This window comes from Exiguobacterium sp. s124 (assembly GCF_018617485.1).
Lineage (GTDB): Bacteria > Bacillota > Bacilli > Exiguobacteriales > Exiguobacteriaceae > Exiguobacterium > Exiguobacterium aestuarii.
Genome location: NZ_JACSKH010000001.1, coordinates 505,140 through 524,719 on the forward strand (window position 1 = coordinate 505,140; position 19,580 = coordinate 524,719).

18 protein-coding genes and 1 riboswitch are annotated in these 19,580 nt (G+C 49.9%); of the genes, 14 read left to right on the forward strand and 4 right to left on the reverse strand.

The window, feature by feature from the left end; genetic code table 11:
- Positions 1-88 precede the first annotated feature (88 nt).
- From KNO85_RS02645 to KNO85_RS02680, 8 genes are all read left to right on the forward strand, one after another.
- A complete protein-coding gene (locus KNO85_RS02645; protein ID WP_214786701.1) occupies positions 89-2,920 on the forward strand; it encodes a sensor domain-containing protein in 2,832 nt (943 codons plus the stop codon).
- A 95-nt stretch (positions 2,921-3,015) separates the two neighbouring features.
- The gene (locus KNO85_RS02650; protein WP_214786703.1) at positions 3,016-4,092 is read left to right on the forward strand and encodes a nitric oxide synthase oxygenase; all 1,077 of its coding nucleotides are present in this window, start codon (positions 3,016-3,018) and stop codon (positions 4,090-4,092) included.
- A gap of 14 nt (positions 4,093-4,106) precedes the next feature.
- Positions 4,107-4,526 (forward strand): RDD family protein, encoded by a 420-nt coding sequence (locus KNO85_RS02655; protein ID WP_214693873.1) that lies wholly within the window; start codon positions 4,107-4,109, stop codon positions 4,524-4,526.
- 125 nt (positions 4,527-4,651) lie between these two features.
- Positions 4,652-5,503 (forward strand): DegV family protein, encoded by an 852-nt coding sequence (locus tag KNO85_RS02660; RefSeq protein WP_214786705.1) that lies wholly within the window; start codon positions 4,652-4,654, stop codon positions 5,501-5,503.
- A 19-nt stretch (positions 5,504-5,522) separates the two neighbouring features.
- The gene (locus tag KNO85_RS02665) at positions 5,523-5,849 is read left to right on the forward strand and encodes a thioredoxin family protein (RefSeq protein WP_214786707.1); all 327 of its coding nucleotides are present in this window, start codon (positions 5,523-5,525) and stop codon (positions 5,847-5,849) included.
- An 87-nt stretch (positions 5,850-5,936) separates the two neighbouring features.
- Positions 5,937-6,338: a (4Fe-4S)-binding protein gene (locus tag KNO85_RS02670; RefSeq protein ID WP_214786709.1), complete on the forward strand. Its 402-nt coding sequence runs from the start codon at positions 5,937-5,939 to the stop codon at positions 6,336-6,338.
- A 14-nt stretch (positions 6,339-6,352) separates the two neighbouring features.
- Positions 6,353-7,246 carry a DUF5996 family protein gene (locus tag KNO85_RS02675; protein WP_214786711.1) on the forward strand — a complete coding sequence of 298 codons (894 nt, stop codon included), beginning with the start codon at positions 6,353-6,355 and terminating at the stop codon, positions 7,244-7,246.
- A complete protein-coding gene (locus tag KNO85_RS02680; RefSeq protein ID WP_214786713.1) occupies positions 7,247-7,519 on the forward strand; it encodes a GNAT family N-acetyltransferase in 273 nt (90 codons plus the stop codon).
- 35 nt (positions 7,520-7,554) lie between these two features.
- On the opposite strand, the gene KNO85_RS02685 is transcribed toward KNO85_RS02680, so the two are convergent.
- The 3 genes from KNO85_RS02685 to KNO85_RS02695 all read right to left on the reverse strand — a co-directional run bounded on the left by KNO85_RS02685 (position 7,555) and on the right by KNO85_RS02695 (position 11,397).
- The gene (locus KNO85_RS02685; RefSeq protein ID WP_214786714.1) at positions 7,555-8,280 is read right to left on the reverse strand and encodes a DUF4261 domain-containing protein; all 726 of its coding nucleotides are present in this window, start codon (positions 8,278-8,280) and stop codon (positions 7,555-7,557) included.
- Between the two features lie 84 nt (positions 8,281-8,364).
- Positions 8,365-10,686: an ABC transporter permease gene (locus tag KNO85_RS02690; protein WP_214786716.1), complete on the reverse strand. Its 2,322-nt coding sequence runs from the start codon at positions 10,684-10,686 to the stop codon at positions 8,365-8,367.
- A 12-nt stretch (positions 10,687-10,698) separates the two neighbouring features.
- On the reverse strand, positions 10,699-11,397 hold the full coding sequence (locus KNO85_RS02695; RefSeq protein WP_214786718.1) for an ABC transporter ATP-binding protein: 699 nt from the start codon (positions 11,395-11,397) through the stop codon (positions 10,699-10,701).
- Positions 11,398-11,557: 160 nt separating this feature from the next.
- Here KNO85_RS02695 and KNO85_RS02700 point away from each other — a divergent pair, with 160 nt between their 5' ends.
- A complete protein-coding gene (locus KNO85_RS02700; protein ID WP_214786721.1) occupies positions 11,558-12,388 on the forward strand; it encodes a DegV family protein in 831 nt (276 codons plus the stop codon).
- 295 nt (positions 12,389-12,683) lie between these two features.
- The gene (locus KNO85_RS02705; protein ID WP_214786723.1) at positions 12,684-14,363 is read left to right on the forward strand and encodes a sensor domain-containing diguanylate cyclase; all 1,680 of its coding nucleotides are present in this window, start codon (positions 12,684-12,686) and stop codon (positions 14,361-14,363) included.
- A 45-nt stretch (positions 14,364-14,408) separates the two neighbouring features.
- Here KNO85_RS02705 and KNO85_RS02710 read toward each other — a convergent pair whose 3' ends face one another.
- On the reverse strand, positions 14,409-15,050 hold the full coding sequence (locus tag KNO85_RS02710) for a homing endonuclease associated repeat-containing protein (protein WP_074036465.1): 642 nt from the start codon (positions 15,048-15,050) through the stop codon (positions 14,409-14,411).
- A gap of 453 nt (positions 15,051-15,503) precedes the next feature.
- Here KNO85_RS02710 and KNO85_RS02715 point away from each other — a divergent pair, with 453 nt between their 5' ends.
- From KNO85_RS02715 to ribB, 4 genes are all read left to right on the forward strand, one after another.
- On the forward strand, positions 15,504-16,316 hold the full coding sequence (locus KNO85_RS02715) for an undecaprenyl-diphosphate phosphatase (protein ID WP_214786725.1): 813 nt from the start codon (positions 15,504-15,506) through the stop codon (positions 16,314-16,316).
- A gap of 80 nt (positions 16,317-16,396) precedes the next feature.
- Positions 16,397-16,538: riboswitch (FMN riboswitch) on the forward strand.
- Between the two features lie 156 nt (positions 16,539-16,694).
- A complete protein-coding gene (gene ribD / locus KNO85_RS02720) occupies positions 16,695-17,759 on the forward strand; it encodes a bifunctional diaminohydroxyphosphoribosylaminopyrimidine deaminase/5-amino-6-(5-phosphoribosylamino)uracil reductase RibD (RefSeq protein ID WP_214786727.1) in 1,065 nt (354 codons plus the stop codon).
- Complete coding sequence (gene ribE, locus KNO85_RS02725; protein WP_214786729.1) at positions 17,759-18,400, forward strand: riboflavin synthase; 642 nt, start codon at positions 17,759-17,761, stop codon at positions 18,398-18,400. The genes ribD and ribE overlap by 1 nt, the downstream gene beginning before the upstream one ends.
- A complete protein-coding gene (gene ribB, locus KNO85_RS02730) occupies positions 18,400-19,575 on the forward strand; it encodes a 3,4-dihydroxy-2-butanone-4-phosphate synthase (RefSeq protein ID WP_214786731.1) in 1,176 nt (391 codons plus the stop codon). The genes ribE and ribB overlap by 1 nt, the downstream gene beginning before the upstream one ends.
- The last annotated feature ends 5 nt before the right edge of the window (positions 19,576-19,580 follow it).

The following is a 19,580-nucleotide window of genomic DNA, read 5'->3' on the forward strand; positions in this document are numbered from 1 at the left end:
GGTAATTAATGTTTAAAAAACTAGTCTTTTTGTATGAACACGAGAGTTTACGTTTGGAATTTCCATCTCTTTCGAAAGGAGAGATTGTATGGCAATTTTCAAGAAGTGGATTCATCGCGTCAACGGAGACGACAAAGATATACTTTCGAAAGGGAAAGTGCCCGCATTTCATGTGGACTCCCTATTAATCGAACAATATCCTGATGCCATCTACGTACTCGATACAAATGGTCATTTAATTGATTCAAACGAAAAGATGGGACTTTTATTTGACGATCTCACCATTTCCCCGACAGAGTCAGAAGAGTTCGCGTCTTATCACGCAAGGGCGTTAGTCGGAGAAACGGTTCATTTTGAACTAGTCAAAACATATGAGGGGCAAAAACGTAAACTCGCGGTCACGTGTACCCCACTTTATAAAGACCAACTCATTCAAGGTGTTTATGGGATTGTAAAAGACATGAGCGCGGAATGGGAGACGCAAAACCGCTATGCGATTATGAAAGTAGGGCGTGAATTGCTTGAACAAGTGCCGGGTCTCATGATCATCGAAGCACATGTGAAAGACGGCACGTTTTCATTCTCCTCCCAAGTATCATCGTTCCTTGGCCTTTCAAAACGCCGATTGAACGACATGACACTGAACGACATTCGCGAAACGGTTCATCCTGATGACTGGGAAGAACTGACACAAGCGATTCAAACATTGCGAACAGCCGGGGAAGGGGCAGACTTTGCGATAGAGATTCGCCTTCGACATCAGGTCACACGTAAAGAGTTACCTGTTACGATACGAGGTGCGTTGTCTCTCGAACGGAACGTGTTCACGTACGTTATTTTTTCGACGAAAGACCAGCAACGCATCGAGCATGAATTGACCGATAAAGAAGAACTGTTGCGTCGCGTATGTGAGGCTTCAGACACGGCGATTTGTGACTATAGTTATGATACGAGCCAAATAGAGTTTGCGGCAGGACAGTTTCAAGCCATCTTCGGTTATACGGTGAAACAGTTCAATGCCCATCCGGATTATTGGAAAGTCGTCATCAATCAGGAAGATTTGGAAAAGGTCAATCTGGCGAATGAACAGACGCGTCATATGACCCCGGTCCACCTTGAATATCGGATTTTTGTCGGTAAGAAGCAGAAATGGATTCAAGAATTCCGTCACCATCTATACGATGAGACGGGGCGCGTGCGAGGGTTTCAGGCGTTAATCCGGGACATGACCGAAGTGAGGGAGCATGAAGCAGAGGTGCTTCGATTGATCGAATTCGACCCGATGACGAATCTTCCGAACCGCGAAACGATGTTCCAGTCCGTCACACGATTGATTCAGACGGACCTCGCATTCGTCTTATTCACGGTGACGTTCAATCGAATCGGTGACATCAATCGAGCTTTCGGTTATGAGTACGGCGATGAATGGCGAATTCAAACGGCGCATCGGTTGCTCGAAAGTGTACCGGACGAAGCGGTCGTCGGTCATTTAGATGGAGATACGTATCTCGTCATCATGCCTGGTCATCACGAAGATGAACAGTTGTTCCAAATCGGGAAGCGACTCACGACATTATCCGATTACTGTTTTCAACTTGAACCGTATTCCGTATATCCGAATATGCAAGTCGGAGTCAGCCGTTATCCGAATGATGCGGATGACGAAACGACGCTCATTCGCCGGAGTTATATGGCGATGGGACGAGCTGGGAAGTCGGGAGCGGCCCCTGTCTCTTTGTATGCCTCGCATATGAACCTTGATGAATTGAAGCGATTCGAATTGTTACGTGACTTGCCGAACGCCATTGACCGGAATGAATTTTATCTCTTATATCAACCGAAAGTGAATGCGTGGACCGGAGAGATCACGGGAGCGGAGGCGCTGATGCGTTGGGATCATCCGACATGGGGTGTCGTGTCTCCGCTTGACTTCATCCCACTCGCCGAAGAGAGCAACCTGTTCATTCGATTGACGGACTATTTGATTGAGGAAGTGTTTCGGTACTTGGCGACGTTACGGAGTAAAGTCCCAATCTCGTTGAACGTTTCCCCGAAATACTTGTATCACGAACAGTTGTTGCATACATTCGAAGCGGCGAGCCGGCGACATGATGTCCCGTTACATTGGCTTGAAATCGAAGTGGCCGAGACGTCAAAACTAGATGAAACACACCATATCATGAACGTCTTTTCTTCGTTGAAAGCGCTTGGGATTCAACTTGCCCTCGACGACTTCGGAAAAGGATATTCGTCACTAGCCTATTTGCAACAGTTCCAGGTGAATACGATTAAAATCGACCGAATATTTGGTCACGGCGTATCGGAAAACAAGCAAGCCCGCGCCATCATTCATAGCCTTGTCGTCTTGGCAAAAGAATTCGATCTCGCAGTCGTCGTAGAAGGGATCGAACAGATGGAAGATTTATTGCTGTTGCGTCAGCTCGGTTGCAAGACGATTCAAGGGTATCTGTTCAGTCCTCCTGTCCGCGGCGATGCTTTCGAGAAGATGATGCATACCGGAAAACTGATTGCCGACCCGCTCGATAATCATGAAATGGCGACAACTCGTTATATTCAAGCGGGAATCACGATTACGACGATTCGACAACAACCGGTATCGGTCGGACTATCCTCAATCGTCTTGACATCACGTTCGGACCAGCACCTTCATTTTTATGCCGCGCTTCGTCTTCCGCTAGAAGGAGAGGTCGAGTTTATTATTCGCTTTACGGTTGGAGCGGATTTACCTGTTCGTTTACATCGGATGACAGAAGTGACCAATGGGCTATATCAATACACTGCCGAATACGAATCGAGTCCGGGGGTGGAAGCGCAGCTCACTTCTCTTGAGACAAAAGTGACCGGAGACGAATCCATCTCCGATTATTTGCAACTCGTACATCAGGTAGAGGGAATATGAGCGTTCGACCTGTCGTAGGCGAGGATGGATAGTTGAAAGGAAGGTCTCCTTTTCTCTAAGATGGAGAAGAGAGAAAAAATGAGGAGACTTAAGATATGAATGTGTATGAACAAGCGAGCGAGTGGATGCGACAACGGCAAGACGTCCCTTCTGAACGCCTGCAGCAAATCGAACAAGAAATTGAGCGCACCGGTACCTATACGTTGACGACAGAGGAGTTGTGTGAGGGTGCGAAAGTGGCGTGGCGGAACTCGAACCGTTGCATCGGACGATTGTTTTGGCAGACGCTTCATGTGATCGATGCTCGAGACGCCACAACATTTGATGATGTCTACGCGCGGCTTGTCAATCATCTTCATTTCGCGACGAACGGTGGGAAGATCCGCTCGACGATGACGGTCCTTCCGAACGAGTTCAAACTGTTGAATACGCAGCTCATTCGGTATGCCGGATATGAGACGCAAGACGGGATCATCGGGGATCCGATGTCGGTGACGATGACGAAACGGGCTGAACAACTCGGTTGGGTCGGTGCAGGCACGCCGTTTGACGTCCTGCCGCTCATGATTACGGACGGTCAGGATGTTCGTCTTTATGAATTACCGAGTGACGCTGTGCTCGAAGTGGATATCGTGCATGAGGAGTATGACTTGTTTGACGGGCGCACCATCAAATGGCACGCCGTCCCGGCCATCGCCGACATGGAGCTTGAAATCGGCGGTCTCCGTTTTACATCCGTGCCGTTCAACGGCTGGTATATGGAGACGGAAATCGGTGCCCGTAACTTGGCAGACACCGACCGTTATGACTTATTGCCACTTGTCGGCCGTTCACTCGGGCTCGACACGTCGAAAGAACGCTCCCTTTGGCGGGACCGTGCCCTCGTTGAATTGAATATCGCTGTCCTTCAGTCGTTCGAACGGGCAGGTGTCACCATCGTTGACCACCATACCGCCGCAAAACAGTTCAAACGATTCGAAAAGAATGAACGGGAAGCGGGGCGTGACGTCACCGGGCAGTGGAGCTGGCTCATCCCACCCCTATCGCCTGCGACGACGCACGTCTTCCATGAACATTATGACAATATCATCAAGACGCCGAACTTGTTCGCACGAAGCGGATGTCCGTTCTCGGGGTTTCGTCAGCCGGTAAAAGAGGAAATAAAAGGCTAGAACCGAGAGAAAGGATGATTGCTGTGGCAGTCCCACTTTGGAAACGAGCCGTCGCCGGTCAAATCGACCAAGTCGTCTTTCAGACGCCGGCCAAATTGATTGAGAAGGCAATCCGCAAAAAGGTATGGCCAGACAAGGAAGTGAAGCGGTATTACTTACCGACCGTTGTGACGATGGCTGGAGAGGTTTACTGTATGCTGTACCAAAACGGTCAGACACTTGGTGATCGAGTCGTTGGAATAAAAGTCGTGAGTGCGGACGGACGCCCGCTCTCTCTTGAACAGGTCATCAAACGGACACTTTATAAGGACGTCGTCTATCCGGCGACGCTCGGGATTCCGCTCATTCGAGCGCTCCAACAGATGAAGTCGAACAAAGACCTCGAGTTGCCGCATGACGAATTCGCCCATACAAAATTGATTTCGACGAAGTGAAGAGAAGCAGGGCGACCGCATGTCGCTCTGTTTTTGTGTCTCGTTCGGACGAGTAGGAATAGGGGCAGAAAATAAGGTATAATGGGATTGGACAAAAATGAACGACCATTGGAGGCTTTTTAGTTATGACAAAAATCGCATGGATTACCGACAGCATGGCCAACTTCTCACAAGAAGAGGCGGCGCGTCTCGGTGTGGATATCGTCCCGATTCAATTGATTGTTGATGGCAACGGTTATAGTGAAACAAATCTCTCGCTTGAAGACTTGCACCGGTATATGATTGACCAAAAGAAAGAAGCGAAGACGTCACAACCGATTTTCGGAGATTTCATCGGCCGCTACGAGCGCTTGAAAGAAGAAGGATATGACTGCGCCATCGCCGTCCACTGTTCGAACGGATTGAGCAGCACGGCCAAAAACTCAAAAGCAGCGGCAGAGGCGGCTGACTTTAAAGTGTATACAATCGACTCTCACGCTGCGCTCGAAGCGCAACAAGAGCTCGTTCGAATCGGAAAGGCTGCTGAACAAGAAGGCAAATCCGTCGAAGAGATTGTCGCATTGCTCGAGGCATGGCGTGATAAGAAAAACTTCTTCATGATTATCGGAAACATGGAAACGATGCGCCGCGGTGGCCGTGTTTCTTCGGGTGAGCTGTTCCTTGCGAACATTTTGAACATTAAACCGATCATCACGCTCGATGAGACGGGGAAAGTCATTCCGTTCAAAAAAGCACGCTCGTTGAAGAAAGCCTATGCGGAGATGGTCGGCGAACTCGAACGTCGCCACGTGGAGAACGGTGTAAAAGACAATCGTGTGTTCGTCCAGACGGCACTCGCACCGAAGATGCAAGACGACCTTGTCGCACTTATCGAGTCGAAATTACCGGGTCTTGAAGTGGTACGGACACGATTCTGTCCATCCATCGCGGTACATGCCGGGTTTGAGACGGTCGGTGTCTTGTGGCTCGACGCTTAATGAATAGGAGGAATATAAGATGGAAGCAATGACAACGTTGACTGGATTGAACGAACGGATCGCGAGCACGGAACAACTGCTCGTTTACGTGTCGCATCCAGGATGCAGTGTCTGTCATGCGCTGAAACCTCAAATCGAAGAGATGCTCCATCAATTCCCTGACATCGAGGCGGTCGCAGTGGATTCGGACGAAGTCCCAGAAGTTGCGGGAACCTTCTCCATTTTCACAGTACCGGTCGTCCTCTTTTTCATCAACGGAAAAGAGATGCTACGTCGGGCGCGATTCGTCCCAATCGGGGAATTGACACATCAACTCGAACGCATGCAAGAAATTAGACAAGCCTAATCGAAGCCCATCATCCCACTTGACGGATGATGGGTTTTTTTCGTAGGTGAACGGGTAAAGACCCGCAAACACATAAGGGGTGATTCGATGCGGGGCAAACAATATGTGGGAGAATCGATTGATGTGTATTATGATGTGTCGCTTTGCGTACATGCGGCAGAATGTGTGCGCGGGCTACCGGACGTGTTTGATACGAAACGAAAACCGTGGATTTTACCAGACGGTGCCGAGGCGCCTGATGTCGCGACGGTGATTGAACGTTGTCCAAGCGGTGCGCTCCAATTCGTCCGAAAAGACGGAGGAGATGCGGAGACGCCGGATGTGCCGACATCTGTTAAGCTGAACGACTGGCAACAAATCGAGGTGCGAGGCGACCTTCACATTGAACAAGGGAATGACGTCATTTCGACTTACCGAGCGACACTGTGTGGGTGCGGGCAGTCTGAGAAACGACCGATTTGTGACCATAGTGGCGCATGTAAAGGATGAGAGGATGAGTGAGGATGCATATTCCACTGCATTCAGAATGGCACGACACAAAGTTGACCTTGCATTTGATTTCCCAACTGCTCGGGAAGATCAGACTTCAACTGGCACCGCCAGAACCGCAGTGGGGGCATGTCTCGTTGCCGCTTATGGTGCAAGGATTCACGACAGGATTGTTGTTCGAAGGAGAACGAACGCTACAAATCGACGTGGACCTGTTGACGTCTTGTCTCGTCATCCACGTCGAGGATCAGACGGACGCCATTCCGATTGAATCGGGGAAGACGATCAAGTCTTATCACGATGATTTATTCGCGCGTCTTCGCGAACACGGGATACATGTGAACATCAATCCGAAACCACAAGAGATGTCGTTCACAGGCCAGCTCGATACGGACGAGACACCGCTTGCCTATGACGCGGCGTATGCCCGGAAAGGGTTAAGGTTGTTTCAGCGAGCGGCGCACGAACAACTGACATATTTATCAAAACTGCGATGCCGAAAAATCAAACCGGCCCTCTTTTGGGGGACGTTTGACGTCTCGTCACTCGTCATTTATCCGATTGAACAGCCGTTTCCGGAGAACAAAGTGATTGAGCGTGTCGCCTTTGATGAACAGTTTGTCGAATTCGGATTTTGGCTCGGGGATGATGTGACGGATCGTCCGAGTTATTTCGTGTTGCCGTATCCGTTTTTGTTCAGACCGTTACCGACGGAGACGTTGAAGCCGGAAGCGGCTTATTATGATGCGGAGAAGAGTGAGTTTTTCTTGCCGCTTGATGAGGTGACGGGTCGTCACGTCCAGGACTTCTTGTCCACCTCGTTCGACATCTTGATGCGGGAGATGGACTGGACGACGCGTGATCATTTCTTCATCCCACTAAAATTAGACGGGGAGCGTGCTGAGTGAATGGAGATCAAACAGAAGGAAAATACGTTTTACGTCGGGGACGAGGCGAAGCCATCGGCAGAACTGCACTACGTACCGACGGGACCCGACAAACTGATTGTCGATCATACGTATGTCAGTGATGACCTGCGAGGCCAAGGAATCGGGGAGAAACTTGTGGTCGCTGTCGTCGATCATGCACGGGCAGAAGGGAAGACAATCATCCCGCTTTGTCCGTTCACAAAAAATCAGTTCGATCGTCATCCTGAATACCATGACGTGTTGGCGACATAAAAAAATGGAGTGCCAAATGGCGCTCCATTTTCAGGTTATTCTGCTGCTTGTGGGACGAGGTAAATCAAACCGAACGGGTTATGCAACAAGTTGTCGATTGTCGTCCGTTCGTCTTCACCCATCTCGACCGTGAAGGCACGTCCGTCTTCGAACGCGAAATGGTCACCATCGCCGAACATCGCGCCACCTGAGATGAGATGGAAGTTGAACGAATGAATCACATGGATGGCATCCTCGATATCAAGTGTCATCGGAACAGCCACGTCTGCATGACCGAACGCTTTCATTCCCCATGACATATAGGCGTTCTCTTCTTCCGTGATGGCCGTCAACAGCGAGTAATCGAGCGCGAGGTCTTCTTCTTTCGACTCTTGCCATTCATCTTTCGAGAAAGAGACACCAGCCGACTCGACCATGACGCCAACCCCACCAGCGTTCAAGACGGCATTTGCGGCACGGCGCGCAGCGGCAACGTCTGTCAAATCGTTGACATCGACAATCAAATAGACGACATGCGTATGACGGGCGATTCCTTTTGCGACTTTTGGTGTGAATCCACCCGAACTCGCGTGAATCATCGCCTCGGCGAGAGCCGGGTCTCGTTCGACGACTTCTACAGTAAACGCCTTGCCCGTCTCATCTTCGAGCAACAACAGACCGGCCATCGTGTAGCCTTCACTATGTAAACTAATTTGTTCGTTCACGCCTTCCGCGGAAGACCAGTTCCCTGGAATGGCGAGCATAACTTGTGTACGATTCATGTCAATCATCCTTTTCTGCAAAAGTCAGGCCCCTCCTCGGGAGAGGCCTGGTCTATCTTTTATTATGCCCTATTTTGGCACAAATTATTCTTGATATGTCTTCAATACTTCCTGAAGTGGGATTTGATCAATCTTCCGTCGGCTGATAAACGTGCTCAGGAAGAAGAGGAGAACGACCGCACCGAGCGTATAGACGATATAAATCCACTCGAATTCCAGCGGCAGCACGAGCCCATAATCTTCTGCGAACACGACGATAATGACCCGAAGCGTCAACAAGGCGATTGGAATGCTCAAAAGGGCCGAGACGAGCGCGTAAATGAAGTAACTGTTCAGTATCATCGAGCGGACTTCCCGTTTTTGGTATCCCATGACTTTCAACAAGGAAATGACATAGTAATTCTTCTCGACCGTCAGTGCCGTCAGGACGAATAAGATGCTGAAGGCGATGAGAGATGCCCCGCCGATCAAGACGTTCATCATAAAGTTCATATATTGATTGATGGATTCGGACTGCTCAATCAACCCTTGACGCGACAAGATGGTCGTATAGTCGGAGTCATCTGGGCGCTCCATCGCATAGATGCCATTGAATAAGTCATCCGTCATCCCATCCGAAAGAAGTTCACTTAACGTCGTCCGGGGCAAATAGGCGAAGTCTCCAGAGAATTCATCGGCGATACCCGTGATGGGGTAAGTCAGCGTTTCCTCATTCAGTTCGATATCGATGTCCTGCCCGACCTCGAGTCCGAGTTTTAAGGCAAGGGATGACGATACGATTAGTCCGTCAGGTTCAAGTGTCAGCGTGTCACCCTCTTCGTTGCGTAAAGGGAATAAGGTATTGTCGATATCTAAGCCTTTCAAGGTGATCAGTTTCTCTTCAACAAACGCGAACGGATAAGTGAGGAATGGTTCTTGTCCGTCTTCGATTGGCGGTGAACCGTCTGTATACGCTTCGTATTCATAGACGGCCTCATTCAAACCACCCACGGTCATTCGGTCGACGGCTCCGTTCATCATCAGGGCGAAGACGATGAGGATGGTCGAGAACAAAATACCGAGGAAGAAAATGAGAAAACTGCCTGTACTTTTGACGGCATACAAGTATTTGAACTTCGTCTTGCCGCTCGCTCGCTTCAATAGTCGACTGACGAATCGGCTCAGTCGATTTAAGGAGACGTTGTCTCGCGGTGATAGTAGGGCAAGGGCGCTTTCTCCCATGATTTTATAGATGACTGCGCCTGCAACGAGCGCGAAGAATAGCAATGGTGCAAACACGGCCGTGAGAAAGACGAGCGGACTTTGGGCGATGGTGATGGACGGTAAAAGGTAAAAGTCGAGATACAACTGTTTCAACGGGTCCGCAAAATAAAGACCGAGGAAGTAGCCGATGATGAGCATGAAGAAAGCGAAAATCAAGATGAGGACGAGATAGGGCGCCGCGATTTGACGGCGATTATAGCCGATTGCTTTCAACAGTCCGATTTGGCCACGTTCCGCCTCGAGCATGTTCGAGATCAAGATGGCGACGATGATGACGGCAATCGACACGATGAAGAGACTGAGTCCGAGCGCCATCGCTTTCCCAGATGAGATTTCACTATAAATCGCACCGCTACGGATGATATTTTCTGTCTCCATGACGGACACGACAAATGGCAATTCGAGATCGGTCACGACTGTCTGCTCCGTCACACCCGATAGACGGAACGACTCTTGTCCGACAGTGGATTCGAACGATTCGTCCGTCATGAGTAAGAGCGTTTGAGAGCCTGGGTCTAGATTGAAAAAGTTGTCATCGAACAGTGGGAGTGTGTAGTCAGGGAAGAGGACGAACCCGCTGACGGTGAACGGTCTGCCGAGATCGATCGTGTCCCCGATTTCAATCCCGTTCTCTTCAGCATATTTTTTGTTGAGGGCGACCTCGTCATTCGTATTTGGTCTTGATCCAGCCTCTACATAGGAGCGGTTGATTGTATCAGATTCCTTCAATATGAGACCACGATGTTCGGCATCACCGAGCGTGTACGTAATCGTTTTGAAGTCACGGAGCTCAATCGTCGCCTCTGGCATCTCTCGTTCGACTGCATCGATGCGAGATGCGATCAAACGATTAAAGACGTCTTCGTCGGTCTGTTTGATGTCGGCTAAAGTAAACATTCCGGTCCCAGCGAGTGTGGCGATATCGGGATCACGTAATTCTTCTTCCGTTACCCGGTTCAGCATCTCGATGGCGAAGTCTTCCTGGTTCGATTCCTCCAAGTATTCTTCGGTCGGAACTTCGATTCCGCTGATCCCATAGAACATCATCGTGTACGTGAGCGAACTCATGACGATGATGATGGCGATGGCGAGCAGTTGCATCCATTTCTTGCTGAGCGTCTTCCACACGTTTTTGTACAGCATGTCGCCACCTCCTTATCCCCAACGAATGTCACGTGCCGCGACGCGGGTGTCATTATGGATCACTTCGACAATTCGACCGGAATTCATCTTGATGACATCGTCCGCCATGTCGCTGATTCCATTGTTATGCGTGATGACGACGATCGTTTTTTGATACGTCTCGTTCAGTCGTTCCAATAGCTCGAGCACCTTCTTCGAATTCTCTTCGTCAAGCGACCCCGTCGGTTCGTCACAGAAGACGATGGCTGGATTTTTAGCGAGACTACGGGCGACGGAGACCCGTTGCTGTTCACCGCCGGACAATTGATAGGGATATTTGTCACGGGCTGTCGCGAGTCCGACTTGATCGAGCAATTCATCGATGGGGAGTGGGTCTTTCGTCAAATCAGATCCGATTTGAATATTCTCATAGACAGTCAAGTTTTGAAGGAGATTGTATTGTTGAAAGATAAATCCGAGATGGTCGCGTCGGAATGTCGTCATCTGTTCAGGAGATAAATCGGTCAACACCGTGTCCCCGAACGTGATCTTGCCGCTTGATACGGTATCGAGTCCGCTGATGACGTTGAGTAATGTACTTTTCCCGCTTCCACTTGGCCCGAGGATGACGACGAATGCACCGTCACGAATGGTTAGGTCAATCTCTTTCAAGGCAGCGGTCTCTACGTCGCCGGTCTTGTAAATTTTATTGACGTTCTCGAGTTGAATCATCTCTCGTTCGCCTCCTTTGTTCGTTATGTATCATGTACCCGTTTCGAGGTCAGATTGGACGAGCTGCACATAGGATGTTTTGAAAAAATAGTGAAACCGCTTCACCTGTGATAAAATAATATAACCAGGTACTAAAAACTTTTTTAAGGGAGAACTTTCCATGAAGATTGCTTATATCACGGACAGCACGATTGTCCTTCCAGATGCTTTAGTGAACCATCCAGACATTCATATCGTCCCGCTCTACGTCGTCAAAGGGGACCAACCGTATAAGGACGGGATTGAAGTCGATGCGACGACCGTCTATGAGTGGATCGATGCCGGGGAGCGTGTGTCGACGAGCCAGCCTGCAATCGGAGACTTTGTCACTCTCTATGAGAAATTGAAAGACGAGTACGATATGGGAATCGCCATTCACTTGTCGTCTGACTTGAGCGGAACGTATTCGGCATCCGTACAAGGGGCCGAAATCGCTGAATTTAAGTTACTCGCTTTCGATTCACGAGCAGGCATCTATACGATGGGACTCATGTTTGAGGAGTTGATTGAACGTGTCGAACGAGGCGATGCACTTGAAGACGTGGAAGCCTACATGAAGGAACGCGTCGAAGATGTGCGGATTGAATTGACGCTTCAAAATTTGACGCAGATGCAAAAAGGCGGACGTATCTCAAAATCGAAAGCATTGATCGGGAATATGCTTCAATTGAAGCCGGTACTTCGATTTGAGGATGGATTAATCGTTCCTTATCAGACCGTCCGCACATACAAGAAAGCACAAGCTCATTTGTTCGAAGTGTTGCGTGCGGCGATTGAGTCAGGAGAGTGTCAGGATGTCTCGATTTTCCACGGGAACGTCCCTGAACTCGCGCAAGAATGGAAAGAACGACTCGGTGACAAGATTCCGATTCGGGTCGACACGCTCGCACCGCTTCTCGGGGCACATACGGGATCTGGGTCGATCGGGATTTCATATTTGAAAGCGAAATAAGACGTGAAGGCGATGCTCGTGAGAGGATCGCCTTTTGTATGTTTCAATGTTGTTTTTGCTTCCGTAAAAATAGAAACGTGATCGTCAGCGAATAGATCAAAAGAAATGTGATGAGAAACATGGAAAGGTCCATTGTTAGCCTCCTTTCCATGACTGTTGCCGACTTGTTGTTAAGTAAAACATCTAAATGGGAATAATTTCAATATTTCATTGTCTCAACTTTCAAACAATTGCTGGAATGTTTTTGCATTACGGGTCATACTAGAAAAAATGAACGGGAAAAGGGGAGAAGACGATGCGATTTCGGAAGTATCTAGTTCGGAGCTGGCTCGCATGGGCCGTCGTCTTCACAGGTGTGACGTATTTGACTTTGCACCACCTCGAATCGTTCGACTGGCCGTTGTTTTGGTTTATCTATACACTAGGTGCTTTGTTCGTCATGAACCCGCTCAAGCGTAGACATCTCCATTTCACGTTCCATGAGATGTTCGTCTTTATCACGTTCTTCCTCTATGGACTCGCCCCGGCCCTCCTGATGGGACAGCTCCTCTTGTTCACCTTTCAGGCGAGGACGTTCAACCGTCGGGTAGGGCGTCGTCGTTTCTTACATTTCTATCCGCTCAATACGGTAATTGAATGCCTCCTCGTCCTATTGCCAGGCCTAGCCTATATCGGCCTCGGTGGACGCATCGGTGAACCGGTTCATTTGATGCAACAAGGCGTGGCGATGTTGGCGTTCTTAGGTACGCTCTTCCTCGTTCTAACGATGAGTTTTGCCCTGTCGTACTTCATGGTTGGAGAACGAATCCCGTTACCGATCATGTGGCGGTTGATTCGATTCGATTGGCTCGTCGTGTCACTCGAACTGTTGTTCACGATGATTGCGATTGAATCGTATCTCGTGTTTGGATATGTCGGGCTGATTGTCACATTCTTCGTTCTATCCGTCTTAAAGATGACGATGTCGAAAGCGACGGAGACAGAAGAGACGAAAACAAAAGTCGATCAGGTCGAGCGATTGAAAGAGCAGCTCTATCGTGTCGATAGTGAACAGCTGTTGATTGAAAAGTTTTGGAACGGACTACGTGACGTCGTTGAAGTCGAACGTGGTTGGCTGCAGGTCAACCGAAAAGGGGAGCGGACGTTTTATGATATGACGGGACGCATCATCCCGAGTGTGCCGGACGCTTATACGATCGAGCGCTATCAAGACGAGGATGAGCCATGTTTCGTCTATGATTCACTTCATGAATGGCATCCCGACTTGCAACAACAGCAACAAGAGCTTCATCATTCGGCGCTCGTTATCCAGCCTGTTTGGGGAGCGGAAACGGCCGTCAGCTGTATGGTGTCGACGACAGCGAACGGCGCGTATGAGATGCCGATTGCCGTCGAAGTGAATCGGCTCCTCAAAACGTTGTCGTGGTCAATCGAGCGAATCGATGAGCGGGACCGCCTTCAACATGAGAGTTTGACGGACCCGTTGACAGGTCTCCATAATCAGCGGGCGTTACGTAACTGGACGACAGAACGATTGAACGACGTCGCATCCTATCCACTATCCCTTTTCCTAGTTGATTTGGATCATTTCAAGTCGATCAACGATACATATGGACATGCGTTCGGGGACGAGGTGTTGATTGAGGCCGGACAATTGTTCACGCGTAGCGTCCGGGCGACAGATTTGGTGACACGGTATGGTGGCGAAGAATTTGTATTCGTCTTCCCTCGGATGGATGAGGCTGCAGCCCAACTGGTCGGTGAAAAGATACGCGACGCACTGAAACGACATGACTTTGGCACGGAAGGGACACGCATTACGGTGACGGCGAGTATTGGGATCGAGACGATTCATGAATATGAAGACCTCGATACGGTACTTCGGCATGCGGACCGAGCCATGTATGTCGGTGCCAAGTTCAATGGTCGTGACCGGGTCGCCCACTATCAAGGACTATCAACAGAAGTCAGATGAAAGGAGGATCCGCCAAGTGGCAGATCCTCCTTTTGTATGAAAAGATTATGAGTTCGTATTATAAAGTTCCGATTCAACCGCATGAACGGCGGCTGACCAAGAGCCGTAGCGATGTAAGATCGCTTTTGTCGAAGGTTTGTTGTTACGCTTCGCCCATTCCCGATATGCTTCGAATGAGAGGGAGAAGCCCATTTCCTGAATAGCTTCACGGAGCGCGTTGGAGAGTTCCGTTTTCGAATAGGTGACACTCGCCTCAAGTCCTGCCTCGGCACAGGCATCATGCCATGAACCGAATGTCTTGACGATATGATAATGGCTCGGTGCCTTCGGATGGAGCTTTCGCCATTGCTGATACTTCTTCAAGGTGATAATCGAGCCCATGTCTCGCGAATAAAGCGCAAGTGTCTCGATGATGTCCTCGCGTGTATACTTTGGCATTTTGTCTGGCAATTCGACAGTTGCTTCTCCATGCCATTCATAGCCTGCGATGGCAAGTGCCTCAGCCCATGACCCGAACTGTCTGATGATCGATTCAGGAGATGGCCAATTCTGTTCCATGGCAAAGCGACGATAGACAGAACGGCGCGGACGTTCCTTCAACAAGTCCCCGAGAAGGCGGATGCAATGGATCATCCTCTGCTGTTCAGTGGACAAGTGATGGGATTTAGTGGTTAGCGTTTGACTCAATGATGGTTCCTCCTTCCGTGGACTCAAATATGAACCGACAAAGATGAAAAAAATGCTCCTACAATCATACTATCGGATGGTTTTTCGGATTTATTAACGTGATTTTGAAAATTTTTAAACATATTCTAAGAAATGGATAGGTCTAAAGTCACAGAAAAAGATTTCAAAAAATGGTAACAGTTCTATTACAAATTAAATCGAATTTCGAGATAAATGTAAACAAAAAGTTTTAATCAACCAAAAATGTCATATTTTTATAAAAAAGTACCCAACTGGAGAAATGGGGTCATCGCCTTCGCTCCAGATGAGTACCCTTCTATAATAAATTTAATTTTCAGACTAATCAATCGAATATTGAAATTACATCAAAAAATTTTTAACAGCTGGTCAACGAAAGTCCAATTCTGCTAAAATAGGCGCATTGAGTGAAAAACAGAAAAGAGGATTACCATTATGACAGTTTGGTTATTTTATACGTTGCTCGGATTGATCCAAGGATTCACGGAGCCGATTCCGATTTCATCAAGTGGACATCTTGTTATCTTCCAAGAATTATTTAACATCGACTTGCCGGGATTGTCATTTGAAGTTTTCGTAAATTTTGCTTCGCTCCTCGCGGTTTTGACGGTCTATCGTAAAGATGTCATCCGTCTCATCGTCAGTTTATGGACGTTCCTATTCAAGAAGGACCGAACGGAAGAAACGATGGTCGATGTGAAGTTTATCGGCTTGCTCCTCGTCGCAACGGTTCCAGCCGGTGTCCTCGGTGTCGTTTTCGGTGACTGGATCGGAGAAGTACTCGGTGGCGTCGCAACGGTCGGATATACGCTCATCATCACAGGTCTCGCGCTTTGGTTCATTCGAAATATGCGCGGAAATAAAGGGGACGGCGGTATCACGTTACGTGACGCCATCTTGATTGGACTTGCCCAAGCGGTAGCACTTATCCCAGGCATTAGTCGCTCTGGGGCGACTATCGTCATGGCGATGTTACTCGGAATCAAGCAGGAATCAGCACTTCGTTTCTCATTCTTCCTGTTCATCCCGATCAGTCTCGGCACGATGATTTTGGACGGTCCGTCTTTGTTTACGAACCCAGAGACGCGTGACTTGTTCGGCCCGCTCATCTTAGCGTTCATCGCTTCTTATGCATTGACCGCGATTTCTTTGAAGTGGTTCCAACACATCATGGCCAAAGGTGAACTGAAGTATTTCTCATATTATTGCTGGATTGTCGGGCTTCTTGTCGTCCTCTTTCTCGCATAATCGAGGCGCTACTCACACGAGTGGCGCTTTTTGTTTTGCGAAATAAAAATAATTGCGATACAGTAAATCTGTACAAACAAATATTCCTTCGGGGTCGGGTGAAATTCCCAACCGGCGGTGATGGGCCATGCCCTAAGTCCGTGACCCGGGCGCACGTGTGCGAACGGTGGATCTAGTGAGACTCTAGAGCCGACAGTATAGTCTGGATGGGAGAAGGAACAAAAAAACAGGTTCGCGTGACCTGTTCTTCGTCGTACGCTTTTCTGTAAAGAAAACGTTTATTTGGCTTGCCCAAAAGCGACGAAAACCCTCCCACCAAGACCCTAAGGACCTTTTCCTTAGGGTCTTTTGTTTGTACGGAAAAAAGGAGGGAGAACGATGAAACAGTACATGAAACAGGCCATCCAATTGGCGAAATCGGCTGATGGACAGACTGGGGCGAACCCGCTCGTCGGTGCCGTTCTCGTCAAAGACGGTCGCATCGTCGGGCTAGGCGCCCATCTCAAGGCAGGCGAACCGCATGCCGAGGATCATGCAATCAAGATGGCAGGTGCGGCAGCGTACGGGGCAACACTTTTCGTCACGCTTGAGCCGTGCTCGCATCACGGGAAAACACCACCGTGCGCCGACTTGATTGTAGAGTCCGGAATCAAACGGGTCGTCATCGCCATGGAGGACCCGAACCCGCTCGTTGCCGGAAAAGGAATCATGCGTCTCCGGTCGGCTGGGGTCGAGGTCGAAGTCGGACTGCTTGAAGATGAAGCAAGGGAATTGAATCCAGCGTTCTTGCGAGCGCTCGAGACGAAACGACCGTACGTCATCTTAAAGACGGCGACGAGCATCGACGGGAAAGTTGCCTTGGAGTCGGGGGAGAGCCAGTGGGTGACGAGTTCGGAAGCTCGTCGTGACGTTCATGAACTACGCGCGACAGTCGATGCGATTTTGACGGGGATTGGAACGGTGCTCGCCGATGATCCGGCACTGACCGTTCGATTGGACCGAGAGACACGTCAGCCGAAGCGAGTCGTCCTCGACCGTGATCTTCGCTTGCCACTTGCGAGCACGCTTGCTCGAACGGCTGAAGACGTACCGGTCCTTCTGTTCACTTCGTCAGACGATGAAGAGAGACGGGAACGGGCGCGTGCTATGGGCATCGAGCTATTCGATTATACGTCACTCGGGAGCATGCTCGAGACATTGTACGCGAACGGGGTTGGGCGCTTGTTGGTGGAGGCGGGACCGACGCTTGTCACATCGCTTCTTGACGGGGGCTATGTCGATGAATGGGTCGCCTATCAATCACCGCGCGTATTCGGCGGGAAGAACGGCATCTATCGCTCGCAGCAGGAAGGCTCGATCGATGCGATTGCTCGCTTTGGCATTCATCAGGTCGAGACGATTGGACCCGATCTGAAAGTTGTCCTTCGAAAGGAGGCGCTCTGATGTTTACCGGAATCGTAGAAGAAATCGGTTCGGTCAAAGCGGTGAAGCGAAATGGACCGTCCTTACGGCTCGTCCTGTCAGGTACGAAAGTGCTCGAGGACGTGAAGGGCGGGGACAGCATTGCGGTGAACGGGATTTGTCTGACGGTCACGACGTTTGACGCGTCGACGTTCGCTGTTGATGTGATGCCAGAGACGTTGAAAGCCTCCAGTTTAGATGGGGTCAAGCCGGGCACACGAGTCAATCTGGAGCGGGCGATGCCAGCGGACGGACGATTCGGTGGGCATTTCGTGTCCGGACACGTCGACGGCGTCGGACGCATCGCCAAGAAACGTCCACTCGCGAATGCCGTATATGTCGACATTCAATGCGACCGTTCGCTTCTTTCATACATCGTGCCGAAGGGAGCGATTTCTGTGGACGGGACAAGTCTGACCGTATTTGATGTATCAGAACGTGGATTTACCCTGTCCTTGATCCCGCACACATATAGCGAGACCGTTCTCGGATCGAAGCATGTCGGCGACTCTGTCAATTTGGAATGTGATCTGTTAGCAAAATATATGGAAAAATTAGTCGGGCAGTCGAAGATGACACTCGAGTCTTTGGCATCACAAGGCTATGGAAAGGCGGGATGGTAATGTTTGATTCGATCGATCGAGCGATTGAAGAGTTAAGACGCGGACGTCCCATCATCGTTGTCGATGACGAGGACCGTGAGAATGAAGGTGACTTTGTCGTGCTCGGTGACAAGATGACACCTGAGACGATGAACTTTTTAATCACGGAAGGAAAAGGACTCGTCTGTGCAGCCGTCGCCGAGGAAGTCACGGCACGCCTTGACCTTGTGCCAATGGTGACGAACAGTACGGACCCACATGGGACGGCATTTACGGTCAGTGTTGACCATGTCGATTCGACGACAGGCATCTCTGCGAGCGAGCGCTCCCATACCGTTCGCGAATTGGCGAACCCGTCATCACGTCCGTCTGACTTTCAACGCCCAGGACACCTTTTCCCACTCATCGCCAAAAAAGGAGGCGTCTCCGTGCGCCGTGGCCATACGGAAGCGTCCGTCGATTTGGCACGACTTGCAGGCAGTGAACCAGTAGCCGTCATCTGTGAAATCATTCGTGAAGACGGGGAGATGGCCCGCGTACCGGACTTGGTGCAAGTCGCCAAACGTCACGAATTGGCCTTCATCACAATCGAGGCATTGGTCCGATATATGGAGACAAACCTTGTCACGCGCGAAGCGGACGTGTCACTTCCCTCATCAAAAGGCGCGTTTCGGATGATCGGATACGCGAACCGATTCGACCGACACGAGCACGTCGCACTCGTGACCGAGACGCTGTCGGACGTCCCGCTCGTTCGAATTCATTCGGAATGTTTGACGGGAGACGTCTTCGGGTCGTTCCGATGTGATTGCGGTCCACAACTCGATGCTGCTATCGGTCGAATCGAACAGGAGTCGGGCATCGTCCTTTATATGCGCCAAGAAGGACGAGGGATCGGACTCGTGAACAAATTGAAAGCATACGCCTTGCAAGAGGAAGGGTTAGACACGGTCGAGGCGAACGAGGCGCTCGGATTCCATCCCGACATGCGTGACTATCGTGTCAGTGCGGCGATGCTCCGCGACCTCGGAGTGACCCGTGTTCGACTCATGACGAACAACCCAGAAAAAGTCGATGCCTTAGAATCATGTGGCATCACCGTCGTCGAACGTGTCCCGCTTCATGTCGGCGCGCACGAAGCGAACGAGTCATATCGAATGACGAAACAACTCAAAATGAATCATATCGGAGGATGAATGAG

Bases quoted from the DNA above. Each gene is read 5' to 3' on its own strand.
- KNO85_RS02680 (WP_214786713.1), top strand. From the start codon at position 7,247: ATGGAGATCAAACAGAAGGAAAATACGTTTTACGTCGGGGACGAGGCG.
- ribD (WP_214786727.1), top strand. From the start codon at position 16,695: ATGAAACAGTACATGAAACAGGCCATCCAATTGGCGAAATCGGCTGAT.
- KNO85_RS02650 (WP_214786703.1), top strand. From the start codon at position 3,016: ATGAATGTGTATGAACAAGCGAGCGAGTGGATGCGACAACGGCAAGAC.
- KNO85_RS02705 (WP_214786723.1), top strand. From the start codon at position 12,684: ATGCGATTTCGGAAGTATCTAGTTCGGAGCTGGCTCGCATGGGCCGTC.
- KNO85_RS02645 (WP_214786701.1), top strand. From the start codon at position 89: ATGGCAATTTTCAAGAAGTGGATTCATCGCGTCAACGGAGACGACAAA.
- KNO85_RS02665 (WP_214786707.1), top strand. From the start codon at position 5,523: ATGGAAGCAATGACAACGTTGACTGGATTGAACGAACGGATCGCGAGC.
- KNO85_RS02660 (WP_214786705.1), top strand. From the start codon at position 4,652: ATGACAAAAATCGCATGGATTACCGACAGCATGGCCAACTTCTCACAA.
- KNO85_RS02675 (WP_214786711.1), top strand. From the start codon at position 6,353: ATGCATATTCCACTGCATTCAGAATGGCACGACACAAAGTTGACCTTG.
- ribE (WP_214786729.1), top strand. From the start codon at position 17,759: ATGTTTACCGGAATCGTAGAAGAAATCGGTTCGGTCAAAGCGGTGAAG.
- KNO85_RS02695 (WP_214786718.1), bottom strand. From the start codon at position 11,397: ATGATTCAACTCGAGAACGTCAATAAAATTTACAAGACCGGCGACGTA.
- KNO85_RS02655 (WP_214693873.1), top strand. From the start codon at position 4,107: ATGATTGCTGTGGCAGTCCCACTTTGGAAACGAGCCGTCGCCGGTCAA.
- ribB (WP_214786731.1), top strand. From the start codon at position 18,400: ATGTTTGATTCGATCGATCGAGCGATTGAAGAGTTAAGACGCGGACGT.
- KNO85_RS02690 (WP_214786716.1), bottom strand. From the start codon at position 10,686: ATGCTGTACAAAAACGTGTGGAAGACGCTCAGCAAGAAATGGATGCAA.
- KNO85_RS02715 (WP_214786725.1), top strand. From the start codon at position 15,504: ATGACAGTTTGGTTATTTTATACGTTGCTCGGATTGATCCAAGGATTC.
- KNO85_RS02700 (WP_214786721.1), top strand. From the start codon at position 11,558: ATGAAGATTGCTTATATCACGGACAGCACGATTGTCCTTCCAGATGCT.
- KNO85_RS02670 (WP_214786709.1), top strand. From the start codon at position 5,937: ATGCGGGGCAAACAATATGTGGGAGAATCGATTGATGTGTATTATGAT.
- KNO85_RS02685 (WP_214786714.1), bottom strand. From the start codon at position 8,280: ATGAATCGTACACAAGTTATGCTCGCCATTCCAGGGAACTGGTCTTCC.